General features: G+C 38.6%; 17 protein-coding genes and 3 pseudogenes. 13 read left to right on the top strand and 7 right to left on the bottom strand.

Annotation, left to right across the window (positions count from 1 at the left end; translation table 11 throughout):
* Positions 1-48: 48 nt before the first annotated feature.
* From F986_RS16385 to F986_RS16395, 3 genes are all read left to right on the top strand, one after another.
* Positions 49-516: a phasin family protein gene (locus tag F986_RS16385; protein ID WP_004697016.1), complete on the top strand. Its 468-nt coding sequence runs from the start codon at positions 49-51 to the stop codon at positions 514-516.
* Positions 517-684: 168 nt separating this feature from the next.
* Positions 685-957 carry an HU family DNA-binding protein gene (locus F986_RS16390; protein ID WP_004697018.1) on the top strand — a complete coding sequence of 91 codons (273 nt, stop codon included), beginning with the start codon at positions 685-687 and terminating at the stop codon, positions 955-957.
* A gap of 131 nt (positions 958-1,088) precedes the next feature.
* A complete protein-coding gene (locus F986_RS16395) occupies positions 1,089-2,954 on the top strand; it encodes a SurA N-terminal domain-containing protein (RefSeq protein ID WP_004697019.1) in 1,866 nt (621 codons plus the stop codon).
* 82 nt (positions 2,955-3,036) lie between these two features.
* Here the strand turns inward: F986_RS16395 and F986_RS16400 are convergent, their stop codons facing one another.
* On the bottom strand, positions 3,037-3,906 hold the full coding sequence (locus tag F986_RS16400; RefSeq protein WP_004697022.1) for a DUF2797 domain-containing protein: 870 nt from the start codon (positions 3,904-3,906) through the stop codon (positions 3,037-3,039).
* A gap of 34 nt (positions 3,907-3,940) precedes the next feature.
* Here F986_RS16400 and F986_RS16405 point away from each other — a divergent pair, with 34 nt between their 5' ends.
* Together F986_RS16405 and F986_RS16410 are read left to right on the top strand one after the other, a co-directional pair.
* Entirely contained in the window at positions 3,941-4,408 is a 468-nt protein-coding gene (locus F986_RS16405; protein WP_004697025.1) for a DUF6231 family protein, read from the top strand.
* Between the two features lie 109 nt (positions 4,409-4,517).
* Positions 4,518-5,138: a YidB family protein gene (locus tag F986_RS16410; RefSeq protein ID WP_004697027.1), complete on the top strand. Its 621-nt coding sequence runs from the start codon at positions 4,518-4,520 to the stop codon at positions 5,136-5,138.
* Between the two features lie 136 nt (positions 5,139-5,274).
* Here F986_RS16410 and F986_RS16415 read toward each other — a convergent pair whose 3' ends face one another.
* From F986_RS16415 to F986_RS16425, 3 genes are all read right to left on the bottom strand, one after another.
* Positions 5,275-6,357 carry a porin gene (locus tag F986_RS16415; protein WP_004697028.1) on the bottom strand — a complete coding sequence of 361 codons (1,083 nt, stop codon included), beginning with the start codon at positions 6,355-6,357 and terminating at the stop codon, positions 5,275-5,277.
* A gap of 271 nt (positions 6,358-6,628) precedes the next feature.
* Positions 6,629-7,042 (bottom strand): HIT family protein, encoded by a 414-nt coding sequence (locus F986_RS16420; RefSeq protein WP_004697031.1) that lies wholly within the window; start codon positions 7,040-7,042, stop codon positions 6,629-6,631.
* A gap of 30 nt (positions 7,043-7,072) precedes the next feature.
* Complete coding sequence (locus F986_RS16425) at positions 7,073-7,342, bottom strand: YARHG domain-containing protein (RefSeq protein WP_004697032.1); 270 nt, start codon at positions 7,340-7,342, stop codon at positions 7,073-7,075.
* A gap of 269 nt (positions 7,343-7,611) precedes the next feature.
* Between F986_RS16425 and F986_RS18320 the strand changes: the two genes are divergently transcribed.
* Together F986_RS18320 and F986_RS16440 are read left to right on the top strand one after the other, a co-directional pair.
* A protein-coding gene (locus tag F986_RS18320) for an IS4-like element ISAba1 family transposase (protein ID WP_100222788.1) occupies positions 7,612-8,702 on the top strand; the annotation gives its coding sequence in 2 pieces (ribosomal slippage) (positions 7,612-8,152 and positions 8,152-8,702; 1,092 coding nt in all).
* A 488-nt stretch (positions 8,703-9,190) separates the two neighbouring features.
* A pseudogene (locus F986_RS16440) lies at positions 9,191-9,910 on the top strand (SDR family NAD(P)-dependent oxidoreductase).
* A 73-nt stretch (positions 9,911-9,983) separates the two neighbouring features.
* On the opposite strand, the gene F986_RS16445 reads toward F986_RS16440, so the two are convergent.
* On the bottom strand, positions 9,984-10,289 hold the full coding sequence (locus F986_RS16445) for a putative quinol monooxygenase (protein WP_004697038.1): 306 nt from the start codon (positions 10,287-10,289) through the stop codon (positions 9,984-9,986).
* Between the two features lie 165 nt (positions 10,290-10,454).
* Between F986_RS16445 and F986_RS16450 the strand changes: the two genes are divergently transcribed.
* Entirely contained in the window at positions 10,455-11,207 is a 753-nt protein-coding gene (locus F986_RS16450) for a transglutaminase-like domain-containing protein (protein WP_004697041.1), read from the top strand.
* Positions 11,208-11,278: 71 nt separating this feature from the next.
* Here F986_RS16450 and F986_RS16455 read toward each other — a convergent pair whose 3' ends face one another.
* Together F986_RS16455 and F986_RS16460 are read right to left on the bottom strand one after the other, a co-directional pair.
* Complete coding sequence (locus F986_RS16455) at positions 11,279-12,151, bottom strand: NAD(P)-dependent oxidoreductase (RefSeq protein WP_004697044.1); 873 nt, start codon at positions 12,149-12,151, stop codon at positions 11,279-11,281.
* Between the two features lie 15 nt (positions 12,152-12,166).
* The gene (locus tag F986_RS16460; protein WP_004697045.1) at positions 12,167-13,258 is read right to left on the bottom strand and encodes an alpha/beta fold hydrolase; all 1,092 of its coding nucleotides are present in this window, start codon (positions 13,256-13,258) and stop codon (positions 12,167-12,169) included.
* Positions 13,259-13,400: 142 nt separating this feature from the next.
* Between F986_RS16460 and F986_RS16465 the strand changes: the two genes are divergently transcribed.
* From F986_RS16465 to F986_RS16485, 5 genes and pseudogenes are all read left to right on the top strand, one after another.
* Positions 13,401-14,588 carry an O-succinylhomoserine sulfhydrylase gene (locus F986_RS16465; protein WP_004697048.1) on the top strand — a complete coding sequence of 396 codons (1,188 nt, stop codon included), beginning with the start codon at positions 13,401-13,403 and terminating at the stop codon, positions 14,586-14,588.
* Positions 14,589-14,616: 28 nt separating this feature from the next.
* A complete protein-coding gene (locus tag F986_RS16470; RefSeq protein ID WP_004697049.1) occupies positions 14,617-14,946 on the top strand; it encodes a YbaB/EbfC family nucleoid-associated protein in 330 nt (109 codons plus the stop codon).
* Between the two features lie 16 nt (positions 14,947-14,962).
* Positions 14,963-15,559 (top strand): recombination mediator RecR, encoded by a 597-nt coding sequence (gene recR, locus F986_RS16475; protein WP_004697052.1) that lies wholly within the window; start codon positions 14,963-14,965, stop codon positions 15,557-15,559.
* Between the two features lie 204 nt (positions 15,560-15,763).
* Positions 15,764-16,258 (top strand): annotated as a pseudogene (locus F986_RS16480) (ribonuclease D); the annotation flags it as partial.
* Between the two features lie 46 nt (positions 16,259-16,304).
* Positions 16,305-16,530 (top strand): annotated as a pseudogene (locus tag F986_RS16485) (IS3 family transposase); the annotation flags it as partial.

Here is a 16,530-nt window from a genome sequence, read left to right on the forward strand (position 1 = left end):
AGATTTTTTGGATGTTTTTGCACATAAATCATGCAGGAGATGGTGTTAATGGAAAAAGCAGATATAGAGTTAGATGATATTTCGCAAGAAGATGAAACACTAAAAAAAACAAAAACTAAGCATCATTTTCATCGTAAAAATAGTTTGGATTTTAGAAAGTATACCAAGCAAATCTGGTTAGCCGGTTTGGGTGCTTTTTCACGTGCAGAGGAAGAGGGGAATAAATTATTTGACTCGTTGGTCCAAGTCGGCGAAGAGTTAGAATCTAAAACCACTGAAATTGCTGACCAAACGGTTGAAAAGGTATCTGAGAAAGCACGTGAATCGGTGACGGATACTAAAGACAAGGTTGAGAAGATCGTGGATCGTGGAGTAAATCACTCCTTAAACCGGATTGGATTGGTCACGGTGAAAGACATTCAGTACTTAGAAAACCTGATTCTTCAACTGAATGATAAAATCGATGTTTTGATTGAAGAAAATAAGAAGTTAAACGAAAAAGTGAGTAAAAAGTGATCTGGTTGTGCTTTTGTACCTTTTTCAACGTTTTTTTGTGATTTATTTTCCAAAAAAGCATATACAGAGTATTGCGTTTTCACCTAAAGCATTGCTATAAAGGCGTTACGGTAATTTATACTAAATTTTTGGACCTTAAATAAACGATATTAAGAGGACGCGATCCACATGAATAAATCAGAATTAATTGATGCAATTGCAGAGAAAGGGGGATTGTCTAAGACTGATGCTGGTAAGGCCTTAGACGCTACAATTGCTTCAATCACTGAAGCGCTTAAGTCTGGTGATACAGTTACACTTGTTGGTTTTGGTACTTTCAACGTGAAAGAACGTGCTGCACGTACTGGCCGTAACCCACAAACTGGTGCTACTTTAGAAATTAAAGCAAGCAAAGTACCAAGCTTTAAAGCTGGTAAAGGTTTAAAAGATTCTGTTGCTTAATCTTTTAAATAAATACTAAACGCGCCTTTTCGGCGCGTTTTTTATTAAACATTAGAAAATGTGTCGATAACACATTCATTCATTGCTGCTTTTCAGTTAAAATCTCGGGCAAATAAAATATTGGAATACTTATGGAATCTTTTCGTAAAGTTATTAAGGGTTGGTTGGGCAAAGCTTTGCTCATTTTGTTTTTGACCCCTTTAGCACTTGTAGGTATTGAAGGATATTTTAGTAGCGGATCAAAAGACGCTGTAAAATCAGTCAATGGCCAAGATATTTCTGAAAAGGAATTAGAGACCTTAACCGCTTCCTTTAAAGAACAATTCTTAACTTATGCCAATGGGGATGAAACTTTACTCAACCAAAGCTTTATTAAAGATAAGGCGATGGACCAACTGATCGCAAACACTTTGTTATTGCAACAGGCTGAAAAGCTGGGCATTTCACTCAGTGATACTCAAATTGAACAGATGATTGCTCAACAGCCAAGTTTTCAAGAAAATGGAAAATTTTCAGAAACGCGTTATTCAAGCTATTTGCAGTCTGTGGGTATGAGTAGTGATGCGCTCGTTGCAAACTTACGTCAAGACCATGCATTAAAAATGATGCGTTCGACTTTTGTTGATTATGCATTGGTGAGTAAACTAGATATTCAACAAATTGCTAACTTACAAACAGAACAGCGTACTGTGCAGTTTGCCAATGTAAATCTTGATGAATATAAAAAGAACGTCAAGGTTTCAGCACAAGAGATTGAAAACTATTACAAGCAACACCCAGCTATGTTTAAACAAGTGGCAAGTGTAGATGTTGACTATGTGCTGTTAACACCAGCCAATGTACCTGCTGCTGCTTCACCTGTAACAGATGCGGAGTTGCAGCAAGCCTATACACAGTTTGTTGAAGCACAAAAAGATAATGTTGCGCCTTTGGTTAAACATATTCTGATTACGACGGATGCACGTACAGATGCTGAAGCGAAAAAACGTGCAGAAGAGGTTGTGGCAAAAATTAAAGCAGGAACAAGCTTTGCAGCAGCTGCGGCTCAATACTCTGAAGATACTGCATCTAAAGCGAATGGTGGTGCTTTAGCAGTTTATAACAAAGGCACTTTTGGTGATGCTTTTGACCAAGCTGTAGCATCACTTAAATCAGGTCAAGTATCAGCGCCTGTAAAAACTGAATTTGGTTACCATGTCATTGAAACTGATGCGCCAGCTGTGAAGTTGCCATCTTTTGAAAATGAAAAAGCACGTTTGACGGCGGAAGTTCAAAAGAATAAAACAGCCAATGCATTCTCTGATACTGTAAACAGTTTAAATGAACTGGTTGTAGACTCAGATGCTTTAGATGTGGTGTCTCAAGAAGTTAAAGGTGTACAAGTTCAAACTGTAAAAGGCATGACCTTATCTACACAGCATCCTGTATTAAGTAATGCTGCGGTAAAAGTGAAACTGTTTAACGATGACGTTAAAAACGGTGATCGTAACGCGACCAGCAGCATTCAACTTCCGAATGGGGATGTGGTTTGGGCAAAAGTACGTGATTATCATGCGGCAGGTGTCCAAACGCTTCAAGAAGCAACACCACGTGTGAAAGCAAAATTGGTTGAACAAAAAGCTTATGATGCTGCTAAAGCCAAAATTGCTCAAAGTTTAAAAGACTTTAAAACTCAACCAGCAGTATCTGTTGTTGCCAAGAGCGGTTTGACCTTTACTCCACCGCAAGTGTTTATTCGTTCACAAGGCTTACCACGTGCAGTTGAGCGTGCGGCGTTTAGCCAAGCGGCACCAAAAGCAGGACAGTGGTCTGTAACAACAGCATTATTGCCAACAGAAATGGTGGTGGTAGCGGTATCAAACGTAAACAAGACGACGTCTAGTGCGTTGACGGATGAGCAATTGGCTGAGCTTTCGAAGTTATATCAACAACTTCGTGGTCAGCAAGAAGCTGAAGATTATGTGCAATACTTAAAAGCACATGCAAAAATTAAATAATCGTATGACATAAAAAAACCTGCATTCGTGCAGGTTTTTTTATGTGTGTAGATAAACAAATTTTATTTAAGGATAAACAAGCTTAGGCACGAATTTTGAGCTCATAACCTGAATATTTACGAATATTAATCACGCCTGTATCTAAAATCAGGTACTGACCTTTGATCCCTTGTAACTTGCCGCGAATAACTGGGGTTTTATCCAGATTGTGGGATTTGATTTTCTCAGGGTATTGCTCAACTGGATAAACAAACTCGCGCGGCAGTTCGGTTTCCAAAAGCTCAACAGTTTCATTGAACTCAAGGTTTTGACTAAATTCCTCACGAATGGCTTGGATTTTAGATGCAAATTCTTCGATGAGTTGTTCGCGAACTTCAATCAAGTCGAGTGGTTCAGCTTCGCCCTTGAGCAGTTTACGCCAATCGGTTTTGTCTGCCACTTGTGTTCCAAACATAATTTCGAGTTGGCCTGAAAGACGACGCGAACCGACTTTCATAATTGGAAGGGCTTGGGTTGCACCTTGATCAAGCCAACGAGTTGGCATTTGGCTAATCCGTGTAATCCCAACTTTTAAGGCACTTGAGTTAGCTAAATAAACAATATGAGGCTGAAAGCAAACTTCATGCGCGAAGCTGTCTTCTCGGCAGGTGCCTAAGTGGTAGTGACAGGTTTCAGGTTTCATAATACACATGTCACAAGAGGCTTTGGTCTTAAAGCACTTGAAGCAATGGCCTTGTGAAAACGATTTAGAGGTTTTCGTACCACATGAAACGCAGAAGATTTTACCAGTCCATTCAATCTCGATTTCTTGACCCAAGTTAAAAGGAAGGTCAACTTCTGAACGATCTAGGATAAATTTATATTCAACATTTGCCTTGTGTGTATGTTGATCAGTTACACTAAGGTCCTTAAGACCTGCATGCATTTTATGGCAAATGCCTTGAAGTTCCATACAGAATTACTCACTCAATATTAAGGATGCGGTTATGGCTGAACTGAACGTCATTACTTCTATGCTAGACGATTTATCTCAAGAACAGCCTATTTCAACTGCATTGTGCATTGGGCAGGATCTCAGCCCAAATCATCATCAATCTATTCAATGGCAATATTTTAGCGTATCTGACTTTTTAAGTCTGCCTTTTACCCAGCGCTATGATTTAGGTTTTGTACTTTTTGACACGGCAGAAATGCAAAATATAAGCTCACAACAAAAATCACAACTATTGGTGCGTTTAAGAGATTTGATGGCAAAGCGTATTGTGGTGGTGAGTCAATTGCAGGATGAACAACTGCTTCGTGCTTTAGGTTTTACTCAACTGATCGATAAAACGACGCATGGTAAAGACTTTGCTTTATGGCAATTTAATATTTTGACTTATAAGCATGTGCCTGACTGGTTTAATTCAAAGTTTTGGGCGAATCCTGAAAACTGGAATAAATTCCGTTGGTGATTTGACTGCCACTCTATTTTTTTCATTCATAGCAAAAATTAACAATTTATCTCTATAGGGTTTTTTTAAACATCGTATGCTGTTTAAAAAACCTAGAAAGGATAAAGTGATGACGAATCTGAATAATATTATAGAAATTTTAGCAAAGCAGGCCATGGGCGGTCAGCAACAGTCAAACCAACAAAGTGGTTTGGGTGGAATTTTGGGTTCGGTGCTTGGACAACTTGGAGCGGGTGGTACAGGCCAAACACAACAGGGTGGTCTGAGCGATATTTTTGGTTCGGTGTTGGGTGGTTTGACTGGTGGACAGTCACAGCAGATGCCAAACTCGCAGAACTCAGGATTTTCAGGCGGTGGAAAAAGTTTATTGATTGCGGTATTGCCTTTGATTTTGGCATGGATTCAACAGCAAGGTGGTTTGCAGGCAGCTTTAGATAAACTTAAAGGGCAAGGTTTAAGCAGTCAGGTTGAGGACTGGGTTTCTACAGGACCAGGAGAGAACGCCAGTGTAAATCCAGAGCAAGTTCAAAACTTGTTTGATGATGCCGCGGTGGAGCAAGTTGCAGAGCAAACTCAAGCGCCGAAGCAAGATATTTATAGTGCGATTTCTACAGTCTTACCACAAATTATTGACTCATTGACACCGCAGGGTGAGCAAACCAGTAAACAAGAAGCCAATGCTGATATTCAACAGGTGATGAATTTAGTATCTGGCTTTTTAAAGCGTTAATGTTAAAAAATCATCTTTGTAAAACTTACCTAGATAAACAAAGCCAGCAAATTTGCTGGCTTTTATTTGCCTATAAGTTGTTGCAATAAAAAACACGCCGAAGCGTGTTTTTTTGTTTTTTAAGTTCGGTTAAGACTTAGAAGTCGTAACGGAAACCTAAAGAAAGTGCTGTAGAGTTTTCGTCTTTAGCACCTTTTACAGAGTTACCAAAGCTACGACCTTCTTTCCAAGGAGTAAGGTCTGCATTTTTATCATTTAACATGGTTGCAAGGTTTGCATATACACGTACTGCCTTGTCTAAACGATGTTCAACACCAACCGCTAAAAGGGTAGAGTTTGCATCATCGGTGTCAACGTCACGGTGGAATACCTGACCGCGTACATAAGTTTTCGGTGCCACTTTATAGTCTGCTGCTACGCCAAATACTTGTGCATCAGCATATTTTGCTGCAGTACCTTCTAAATCATGTGTAAGGTATTGGTATAAGCCACCGAAGTTTAATTCAGGTGTAATTTTATATGCTGCCGCAACACGGAAACCATCACGTTCGCCTGCGCCAATTGCAGAGTTTTCTTCGTAACGTTCATAAGCAGCAGCAAAGTCAACCGGACCTTCGTTATAAGTTAAAGCTAGATCGTAAGCTTTATTATCGTCCTGACCTTCACCAGTAGTTGCATCTTTTGGAATTGAAGTTTTTGGATGTAATGATAAAGCTGCAAGTACGTTAAAGCCACCACCGAATTTAGGAGATTTATATTCAACGGTATTTTCGTTTCGTTCATCAAACTTTTGATCACTAACACGTGTTACGTTGCGGATATCACCAACCATGTCACCAAAAAAGTTGACTGGACCACGAGCCACTTTAAATGGGCTGTCAAAGCGACCTGCACGTACTTGACCAAAGTCACCTTTTAAACCTACAAAGGTATCACGAGTAGAAAAATCAACGCTTTTGTCATCTTGGTTGCCGCTAGCAAAGTTAATTTCTTGCTCGATTTGACCAAAAACAGTCATGCCGTTTTCTAATTTTTGTTCAGCTTTGAAGCCTAAACGTGATGAGTTTGAAGAAAGACCAACTTCGTTATAGTCAGCGCCATCATCCAGATAGTCTAAAGAAACATGCGCACGGCCATAAATTTTTACGTCAGCAGCCATCGCTAAAGCTGGTGTAAGTAAAGTTGCCCCAACTGCTAATGCGCAAAGTGTTTTTTTCATGTGTAGCTCCAAGAAAGACTTTTTGTTGATTCGTCTATAAAAGGTTATTCAGTCGTCTTTTTATTCATCAGACTTCTGTCTCTTGGCGCTCATTATTGATTACAAATAAGTCATTAATATTAAGGTAATATTACAAAAATATTAAACAACTCAATGTCAAATGCATTTCCGCGATAAATTGTTAAGGTTGATTTTGAGTGCTTAGGTTATTGATCTTATTTATTTTTAGACCTAAAAAAGGAGCCGAAGCTCCTTGATTGAATGGATGGAATTACAAAGCAGCGCGAATTTTTTCTGCTTGTGCTTTGATTTTTTCTTGATCACCCATTTGCAACGCATGCTTACCTAGCTCATGTACCGAACTCGGAATGAGGTGGAAATGTACATGGGGAACGGTTTGCCCAGCAGCAGCTCCAGACAGTTGCATGAGGACAATGCCTTGGGCATCCAAACCGACTTCAATGGCTTTTGCTACTTTTTGTACCACTTGAATGGTGTAGGCAGCAGCATCGGCAGGGAGGTCGAGTAAAGTCACCGCAGGTGTCTTGGGTATGACTAAAGTATGACCGTCTGCTTGAGGCATAATATCCATGAATGCAAGAACTTGGTCATCTTCATATACTTTAATGGCTGGAAGTTCACCACGTAAAATTCGTGCAAAAATGTTTTGCTCATCGTAAGCCATGTCTATTCCTTAAGTTTCGCTTAAACTGATTTACTTACAGTTTAATTCTTTTTGACGTTCTTTAATCGCGTCAAGACGTTGTTGCTCTTTTTCAGAGAATTTTGGTTTGGTGGTGTAGCAATTATCATTGCCAAATTTTGCTTTCGCTTCAGGGTCCTTAAAACAGAAACCTTTAGATGCATAAATGACATCATGATCATCTTTTAATTTTTGACACTCTTGCTCAGGTGATGCCGCAAAACTTTGCGCCCCGATTAATGTTGCAAGACTGGCAAAAACCGCTACAGTCAACTTTTTCATGAGAATTTCCTCAGTTTGTAACATTGTATGTAGTCACGCTATTACTTTATAGGGGTTTGTTCTGTTTATTCAATGGTGAGTTCTTACTCAATTGTAATTTTACTTCATAATTACTGCATATAATACATAAAATTTATATATATCAATAGCTTTTAAAATGGCAGATAGAAATGGATATTTAAGTTTTTTATGTAATTTCTCTGTACACGACAAAAATAGATAACTCATTGAAATAATGTCACAATAATTGTTTTCTAACGACGAATACTATGACACATCTCAATGAGTTATATCTTATCTTAAACAAATCTCTAAAATGGAACAAGTCACATTTAAAGTGCTTTGCGCTCATCATGCTTGTGATTATTTTAAAGCAAACATGTAATCTTTCTTCTGCATCTAAAGCCTTGCCCATCAAGTGCTTACCACAATCATTTTATCGACGTATGCAGCGCTTCTTTGCAGGTCAGTATTTTGATTATCGTCAAATTTCTCAGTTGATTTTCAATATGTTTTCATTCGACCAAGTGAAACTGACTTTAGATAGAACCAATTGGAAATGGGGAAAACGAAATATTAATATCCTGATGCTCGCAATCGTTTATCGTGGAATAGCGATACCTATCCTTTGGACATTGCTTAATAAACGTGGAAATTCAGATACGAAAGAGCGTATTGCTTTGATTCAACGCTTTATAGCCATTTTTGGTAAAGACCGTGTTGTGAATGTGTTCGCAGACAGAGAGTTTATCGGTGAGCAGTGGTTTACATGGTTAATTGAACAAGACATCAACTTCTGCATTCGTGTTAAAAAAACTTCATTGTCACCAATCATTTAGGAAAGAATCATAAAATTAGTGATTTATTTCGCCATCTTAAAGTTGGTCAAATTGAATGTCGTAAACGACGGATTTTGGTTGGTCGGGTGAAACTATATATAAGTGCACTACAGTTAGAAAATGGAGAGCTTTTACTCGTCGTTTCTCCTCAGTTTAATGCCAATGCTATTCAGGATTATGCATTACGCTGGGAAATTGAAACCTTATTCAGTTGTCTCAAAGGACGCGGGTTTAATCTTGAAAATACGCGCTTGACAGACCCTAGACGAGTGAAAAAATTGATTGCGGTGTTAGCTATAAGCTTCTGTTGGTGTTACTTAACGGGTGAATGGCAACATAATCAAAAAAAAGCGATAAAAATAAAGAAGCATGGACGACTCTCAATGAGTTTATTTCGCTATGGTTTAGACTATGTTCAAATGGCGATTCAGCGTTTAATTGGTTTTGGGAAAAAAGAAGAGTTTAAGGAAATTTTGGCAATTTTAAGAAAGCAGAATCCTGATAGGATAAGGGTTCTGTGAAATTTGTCGTGTACAGAGATGTAATTTAGTCTATTTTTACAACTTTTCTTAGGCTCTAACATTTTTAAATTTCATTGAGAGGGACACAGTGCTTCGGTGCGTCAGCTTTTTTAACCTTTAATGTTCGCCTCATCTCAAATGCTATTTCAGGCATTTTTATACGATTAGCAATGAATTTTTAAGTTATCATTTTTTCTGAATTAAGCGCTTATGCATCATTATCGTTTAATGATATTTTGCTGTCTTAAATGGACTCTTTTGCATGCTTATTTTAGACAGTCTAAAAGCTTTATTTATTGCTATTTTATTATTGAATCCCTTGTGCTGGGGATTTACTTGAAATAAGTGGGTAGAAAATAAATTATTGTCTGTGACTTAGGTAATCATAATCTTTAACGGCTAAATATAAAATGATGAATAAAGCTTGATTTAAACTTAACTTAAGTTTAAATCATTATGCAGTTCGTTATGAAAGGATGAATTAAAATATGAATGGTTTAGGTCGAACATTTCTAATTTATGGCGCAAGTAGAGGCTTAGGCAAAGCGATTGTAAACTTAGTGCCTGAAGCTCAGGATAAAATTTATGGTGTCTCTCGTTCTATTCCTAAAAATAATGCTCAATTGAATTGGATTTGTGCAGATTTATCTACTCCTGAAGATGCGGTGGATAAAGTAAAAAAAGCAGTCAAAGAAGAGAAAATAGATGTTCTTATTTATAATGTTGGAATCTGGGAAAATAATGCTTTTACAGAGAATTATAACTTTTAAGAGGTTTCATCTGCCGAGTTAAATACCATTCTAAATACAAACATTAATACCTGTATTCAGTCTCTTCAGTCATTGATAGAAAATTTAAAGTTATCGGATAACGCTAAAGTCATATTGATTGGTTCTACATGGGGTGTAGATAATCATAATGGCAAAGAGTTGGTCTTTTCTGCAACGAAATATGCTTTGCGTGGAATTGCTCAATCATTGCGGGAGATTTTGCGTAATGACCTGATTGGGGTAAGTGTTTTAAACCTAGGGTATTTGGCAACAGAATATGAAGCAGATGTTCCAACCGCAACTGTATTGGCAGAGACCAATCATGCTTTAATTCCTTTGTCCGATGTTATTTTAGCCACAAAATTTATCATCTCCACCAGTAATGCATCTTGTGTTAAAGAAATCCTTATGCCTGCAATGAAAGATGAAAATATTTAAATCAAGATGTTTGGTTGCAATTATACAGGGACGTATTTATCGGATAGTTTTATTTTTCGATACCATATTCGATCTAGGTGAAGCTACTTTGGTGTAAAAACTCATCCATTAATATATAGGTTCCTGCAGCACTTTGGTATTGGTCAATTAACGGTACTAGTCTTTTAAAATGCTCCGTTTCACAATGCGCATCTAGTGCAGCACGATCAGGCCATTCTTCAATAAATATAAAATGCCCAGCATCTTTCTGATCAATAAATAGGTCGTAGGATATACATCTCGGTTCAGCTTTTGTTTTTTCTACAAGTTCACGATATAAAGGCATGACTCTATTAAGATGTTCTAGTTTAATAAAATCCTGAGCAATGACTTTAAGCATAAATTTTTTATCCTAAATTTAATTAGTTTTTTTATACACAAGTATATGTGCCGAATTAATTGAGTATATAGAGCTCTGCTATAAAATTAATCAAGCTCAAAACAATCTTTAATCTTAATTCATTATAAAAGTGGGCAGTAAAAACATTGACCTTGGACTAACTCCATGTTTTTAAATCAAAATGACTATATTGGAGAGCTGAGTATGCAAAGGCTATTAGAACAGACGCCGATTTTAGATTACTACCATCCATCGATTCAAAACTTGATTGAACAACGCAAATGGAGAGATCTTGATGAAGTTAATAAGGTGAGGAATATTTATAACTTTGTTCGTGATGAAGTTCAATTTGGCTATAACACGGGAGATACGATACAGGCATCTCAAGTCTTAAGCGACGGTTATGGTCAGTGTAATACCAAAGCAACGTTATTGATGGCGTTACTCCGAGCAGTGGGTGTAGCCACGCGGATACATGGGTTTACCATCGATAAAGCCCTACAAAAAGGCGCAATCAAAGGCATTTGGTATAAGTTATCGCCCAAGAATATTTTACATAGTTGGGTCGAAGTTCGTGTGAATGGACAATGGTATATTCAGGAGGGTGTAATTCTTGATCGACTCTATCTAGAAAAATTACAAAGTATAAATAAGCATCAAACAACAACCTTTTGTGGTTTTGGGGTATTTACCGAGAACTTTGAAAATCCACCTATTGATTGGAATTTGAATGATACTTTTATCCAAGACAAGGGGATTAACCAAGATTTCGGTTTATTTGATAGCCCAGATGATTTTTATAATCTACATCAACAAGAGCTCAGTCCGATACAGCGTATAATTTTTAAATATGTAGTTAGACATTTAATGAATCAAAACGTCAATAAAATTAGAAATATACAAAAAGCCTCTTTATGAGGCTTTTTGTTCGGCTATCGGAATAGCTTTACTTATGATTAAAGTTAAAGTATGACTGACTATGATAAGCATTACTCTAAAGTAATTTTGCTCCATGACTCATATAGTTTAACTGCGGAAGAAAAATCGCTGTCTGCTTCAGATAAATCACTGGCAGTTTGAATTAAACTTTGAGCCAGTCCAATCACAGGTGCGGATAGTTTTGCTTCGCGGACTAAATCAACGGCAATGCCCGTATCTTTTGCTAATAGAGGGAGTGCAAAAGTAAGCGGGAAGCTTCGGTTGAGAATGCGCTGTGGTAAAACAGTTTCAGTGACGCCACTTTTACCACTCGACGCATTAATGCAATCTAATGCTTCGTTTAAGTTTACGCCATGAGCCTTGAGTGTGGTAAACCCTTCGGCAACAGCACAGAGGTTCACAGCCAAAAGCATATTGTTTACGGCTTTAACTGCAAAACCAGCACCTGATTCGCCCACGTGTTTAATCAGTTTGCCAAATGCTTGAATAGCTGGTAGTGCACGTTCAAAAGCTGCGGCATCACCACCGATCATAACCGTAAGGGTTGCATTATCAGCACCAATAGTTTGACCACTCACAGGTGCATCTAAAAAGTCCACACCGTGTTGTTTAAGCTGTTCAGCTACTTTTTTTGCAGAAGAGGGTACACCGCTGGTGCAATCTACCCAAATACTGCCTGCTTTAAGCTCAACTTGTGCAAGTAAGTCTTCAATATCTTGACTGGTTGGAAGGCAAGAGAAGACTACATCGGCCTGAACGGCTTGCGCAAGTTCCACCGCCTGCGTGCCATAGGCTTCTGCATGTTGTTTTGCTTTATCAAAATTGCGATTCCATACCCACACGTGTTCAAAGTGTTTAGGTAGGTGTGATGCCATGCGATAACCCATGGCGCCTAGACCGATAAATGCAACTGACTGAATCATGTCAAACCTTAGTATTTAAATTTTACTTGAACGTTCACTTAACCACTGAGCCAGTTGTGGCCAAAATTCATCGGCACTACGCTTACTCGACATCAGTCCTAAATGTCCCCCTGGGATAAGAGTAAACGTGACATCGGTGCTACTTGTCAATTGGGTTAATGGTTGAGCTGCCTCTGCTGTAACAAGTTGGTCTGTTGTGCCCGCAGCCACAAGCAATGAGCACCGTATATTTTTTAAAGCTATGCTTTTCTCATTTAATGTGATTAGTCCAGTTTTGAGTGGATTACGCAGCCAAACATTAAAAAGCATGTCTTGGTTGATGCCGCCAGGATAATCAATCATACGATTGAGAAAACCGCCAATGGTGGCATGTTCATACAAAGCTTCATGATCATCTAAATTAAGCAGTAGGTTTTTATGACTTTGAAACCAACCGATAGGATCAATGATTTTAAAACCAAAAGTATTTAATCTCCCAGTGGTATGAAGCAGGCGCTTTGGTATTTTGCCCTGATAAATTTGCTGTTGTATTGCTTTGCTTTTTGAAATGATTCGATTGAGATATGCAAAGAACTGTCCATTTCGCCCAGATTTATAACTGTCAATTGGGCTCCCTAAAACCATTAAATTTTTCACAAAATTGGGTTGATGCAGGGCGGTATACAAGGTCACGAAAATGCCAGCCATACTCCAACCATGCAGAGAAATTTGCTCGCTATCACTATGTTTTAAAATGCTTTGTATACAGAGTGGAATATAATGATCAATAAACGTCAGAAAGTTAAAATGACGGTTATGAATATTTAATTTCCCCCAATCAATCACATATACGGCAAAGCCTTGCTGTTGGAAGTACTTCACCAGTGAGCGATAAGGATAAAGGTCGTAAATAGACATATTGATGGCTAGCGGGACCACAAAAACCAAGGGTTCTTTATACTTACGCACTTCAGGTGCGTAATAGCGAATTTGGGTCAGATCAAATGTTTCAATCACTTCATAAGGTGTGCTTTGTGACAAAATGAGTGACTTTCCATTAAAAATGCGCGTAGAAAGATTCTTTAATTTATTTTGATGCGTTGAAATTTTAGTTTTTAAAGCGTGCATATAGGTCTTAGATCTCAAATAAGCAGAAAGTTTGATCGAAGTCTAATCAATATTCGCGTATTTTACCTTGACCTTAAATAGCCTAGACGCTCAAAATGTTGGCAATTCTTTACAAAGGCAGTCTGTCGACTGAACCAGAGCCATGAGCCTACAAGACGAATTTGAATACCAATTAGATACCTTAGCCATTCGTACTGGGCATACGCGTAGTTTCGAGGGAGAACATGGCGAACCTATCTTTCTAACTTCATCATTTGTCTATGAAAATGCAGCAGAGGCCGCAGCAAAATTTTCAGGTCAAGAGCCAGGGAACATCTACTCGCGTTTTACCAACCCAACTGTTGCAATGTTTGAAAAACGCCTTGCAGCTTTAGAAGGTGCAGAGCGGGCAGTGGCAACCAGTTCAGGTATGGCCGCAATTATGGCCGTGGCAATGTCATTTTTAAAACTGGGCGATCATGTGATTTGTTCACGTGCGGTATTTGGTTCGACCGTATCTTTGTTTGAAAAATATGTGGCTAAGTTTGGTGTAACTGTCGACTTTGTCGATTTAACAGATTTAGATGCATGGAAAAATGCCGTTAAGCCTGAAACTAAATTGCTCTTTGTTGAGTCTCCGTCGAATCCTTTGGCTGAAGTGGCAGACGTTCAAGCACTTGCTGATATCGCACATGCCAATGGCGCACTTTTAGCAATTGATAATAGTTTCTGTACGCCAGTATTACAGCGTCCAATTGAGTTTGGTGCGGACTTGGTGATTTATTCAGCGACGAAGTATTTGGATGGTCAAGGTCGTGCTCTTGGTGGTGCAGTAGTGGGTAGTCATAAACTACTCGAAGAAGTGTTTGGTTATGTGCGTACTACAGGGCCTTCAATGAGTCCTTTCAATGCATGGGTATTCTTAAAAGGCTTAGAGACTTTACGTCTACGTATGCGTGAGCATTCAGCAAGTGCGCAAAAGCTAGCAGAATTCTTAAATACACACCCGAAAGTCGAAAAAGTGTATTACGCAGGTTTACCAGAGCATATTGGGCATGAACTTGCAGCGAAGCAACAAACAGGCTTTGGTGGGATCGTTTCTTTTGAAGTGAAAGGCGAGCGCGAAGGGGCTTGGACTGTTATTGATAATACCCAATTTATTTCAATTACAGGCAACTTGGGCGATGCTAAATCGACCATTACCCATCCTGCAACGACTACCCATGGCAAACTTTCACCAGAAGCGAAACAAGCCGCAGGAATTCGTGAAGGTTTAATTCGTGTTTCTGTTGGTTTAGAAGATATTGATGATATTATTCGCGATATAACACGTGGTTTAGACTTAATCTAATTTTTTAATTTTATGTTCGGAGATTTTAATGAACATTAATATGTTAATGCAACAAGCTCAACGCATGCAAAAAGACATGGAAAGCAACATTAAAAAAGCTAAAGAAGAGCTTGCGCAAACTGAAGTGCATGCTGAAGCTGGTGGTGGTTTGGTTAAAGTAACGATGACTTGCCGTAATGTGGTAAAACGTATCGAAATCAATCCTGAATTATTGCAAGATGATGCAGATATGATTGAAGACTTAATTGCTGCGGCAATGAATGATGCTGCACGTCAAGCCGAAGTAATCACTGAAGAGCGTATGAAAGCTGCGAACTCAGGTGCAGGCTTACCACCAGGCCTTGCTGGTTTATTCTAATTAAGGAATACGTATAGTGTTTAGCGATCGTTTTGATCAATTGGTACAAGCTTTACGTATTTTGCCAAGTGTTGGGCCGAAATCGGCTCAGCGCATGGCGCTTCATCTGATTATGAAAAATCGTGAAGGGGCTGTGGGTCTTGCACATGCTTTGAACGAAGCCACCAGCTATATTCACGAATGCAGTTTGTGTCACTCACTGACCGAAAACGAAGTTTGTGATATTTGCGTCTCGCATGAACGTGACGATCAACTACTTTGTGTGGTTGAGTCTCCCGCAGATGTGATGGCGATTGAGCAAAGTGGCAGTTTCCGTGGTAAGTACCATGTATTAGGTGGGCATTTATCTCCACTTGATGGTATTGGGCCTGAAGAGATCGGCATTCCTTATCTAATCCAGCGTTTAGGCGATGGTAAAGTAACAGAAGTGATTTTGGCGACCAATGCAACGGTAGAAGGTCAGGCCACAGCGCACTATTTGGTCGAGGCAACGAAACATTTACCGATCCAAATGACGCGCATTGCACAAGGCGTACCACAGGGTGGTGAACTTGAATATGTCGATAGTCATACCTTAAGCCAAGCTGTACATAATAGAATGCGAATGAAATAAGTATTTCGATACTTGTTTCATTTTTTAGTTGAGCTACAAGATTGAAATCTTGAGTAAGATAAAAAATATTAATTTGAATCTAGTTGTATAAAAAAATCACAAAAAACGGCAAATAATTAAAAAACCCTTAGAAATCTTGATAGCTAAATGATCTTATTCAGGTAAGATAGCCCAAAGAGCATCTAGCATTAGACGCAGTAGGATATGTTTCAGTTTATTCAGCAGCAACAAGACTTAACACCAGTCTTGGAAAAAATGGATCGTAACGAAGTCTATGGACTCGATACAGAATTCATCAAAGTCGATACCTTATGGCCGAAGTTAGGCGTATTTCAAATCAATGTCGAAAACAATGTCTATTTACTCGATGGTACGACACTCGATTTATCTGAATTTTGGAATAAACTTTTTCGTGCACAGCAAAATGTCTTTCATGCCTGTAGCGAAGATATCGACCTGATTTATCACTATGCACAGCATAAAACCTTAAACAATGTATTTGATACCCAAGTGGGCATGTCTTTTTTAGGACATGGTCTACAAGTCAGCTATCAAAATGCACTGAAACAAATGTTGGATGTCGATATCGACAAAGGGGAAACGCGTTCAAACTGGTTGGCACGTCCATTAAGCCCTGCACAATTGAGCTATGCGGCAAACGATGTGCTGTACTTAATGAATCTCTCAGAAAAAGTTGAACCGTACCGGGTTTGTCGGAGAGTCAATATTCTGAGAGACTATCCCGATGACAAAATTAAAATATACCCCTGAAATCAGAGAAAGATCGGTTCAATTATTGATTGAATCTGAAAAAGATTATCCTTCTACTTGGGCTGCAATCACAGCAATTGCGCCTAAGATTGGTTGTACTCCTGAAACACTTCGTGCCTGGCATCAAAAGCATTTAGATCAGCAAAATCCTATTAAAGTACAACAGATATCTGATCAAGAAAAAATGAGGCAAATGGAAC

The organism is Acinetobacter johnsonii CIP 64.6 (genome assembly GCF_000368045.1).
GTDB lineage: Bacteria > Pseudomonadota > Gammaproteobacteria > Pseudomonadales > Moraxellaceae > Acinetobacter > Acinetobacter johnsonii.

What these genes read in the sequence shown, in the direction of transcription:
- F986_RS16385 (WP_004697016.1), top strand. Translation starts at nt 49, where the DNA reads ATGGAAAAAGCAGATATAGAGTTAGATGATATTTCGCAAGAAGATGAA.
- F986_RS16390 (WP_004697018.1), top strand. Translation starts at nt 685, where the DNA reads ATGAATAAATCAGAATTAATTGATGCAATTGCAGAGAAAGGGGGATTG.
- F986_RS16395 (WP_004697019.1), top strand. Translation starts at nt 1,089, where the DNA reads ATGGAATCTTTTCGTAAAGTTATTAAGGGTTGGTTGGGCAAAGCTTTG.
- F986_RS16400 (WP_004697022.1), bottom strand. Translation starts at nt 3,906, where the DNA reads ATGGAACTTCAAGGCATTTGCCATAAAATGCATGCAGGTCTTAAGGAC.
- F986_RS16405 (WP_004697025.1), top strand. Translation starts at nt 3,941, where the DNA reads ATGGCTGAACTGAACGTCATTACTTCTATGCTAGACGATTTATCTCAA.
- F986_RS16410 (WP_004697027.1), top strand. Translation starts at nt 4,518, where the DNA reads ATGACGAATCTGAATAATATTATAGAAATTTTAGCAAAGCAGGCCATG.
- F986_RS16415 (WP_004697028.1), bottom strand. Translation starts at nt 6,357, where the DNA reads ATGAAAAAAACACTTTGCGCATTAGCAGTTGGGGCAACTTTACTTACA.
- F986_RS16420 (WP_004697031.1), bottom strand. Translation starts at nt 7,042, where the DNA reads ATGGCTTACGATGAGCAAAACATTTTTGCACGAATTTTACGTGGTGAA.
- F986_RS16425 (WP_004697032.1), bottom strand. Translation starts at nt 7,342, where the DNA reads ATGAAAAAGTTGACTGTAGCGGTTTTTGCCAGTCTTGCAACATTAATC.
- F986_RS16445 (WP_004697038.1), bottom strand. Translation starts at nt 10,289, where the DNA reads ATGCTTAAAGTCATTGCTCAGGATTTTATTAAACTAGAACATCTTAAT.
- F986_RS16450 (WP_004697041.1), top strand. Translation starts at nt 10,455, where the DNA reads ATGTTTTTAAATCAAAATGACTATATTGGAGAGCTGAGTATGCAAAGG.
- F986_RS16455 (WP_004697044.1), bottom strand. Translation starts at nt 12,151, where the DNA reads ATGATTCAGTCAGTTGCATTTATCGGTCTAGGCGCCATGGGTTATCGC.
- F986_RS16460 (WP_004697045.1), bottom strand. Translation starts at nt 13,258, where the DNA reads ATGCACGCTTTAAAAACTAAAATTTCAACGCATCAAAATAAATTAAAG.
- F986_RS16465 (WP_004697048.1), top strand. Translation starts at nt 13,401, where the DNA reads ATGAGCCTACAAGACGAATTTGAATACCAATTAGATACCTTAGCCATT.
- F986_RS16470 (WP_004697049.1), top strand. Translation starts at nt 14,617, where the DNA reads ATGAACATTAATATGTTAATGCAACAAGCTCAACGCATGCAAAAAGAC.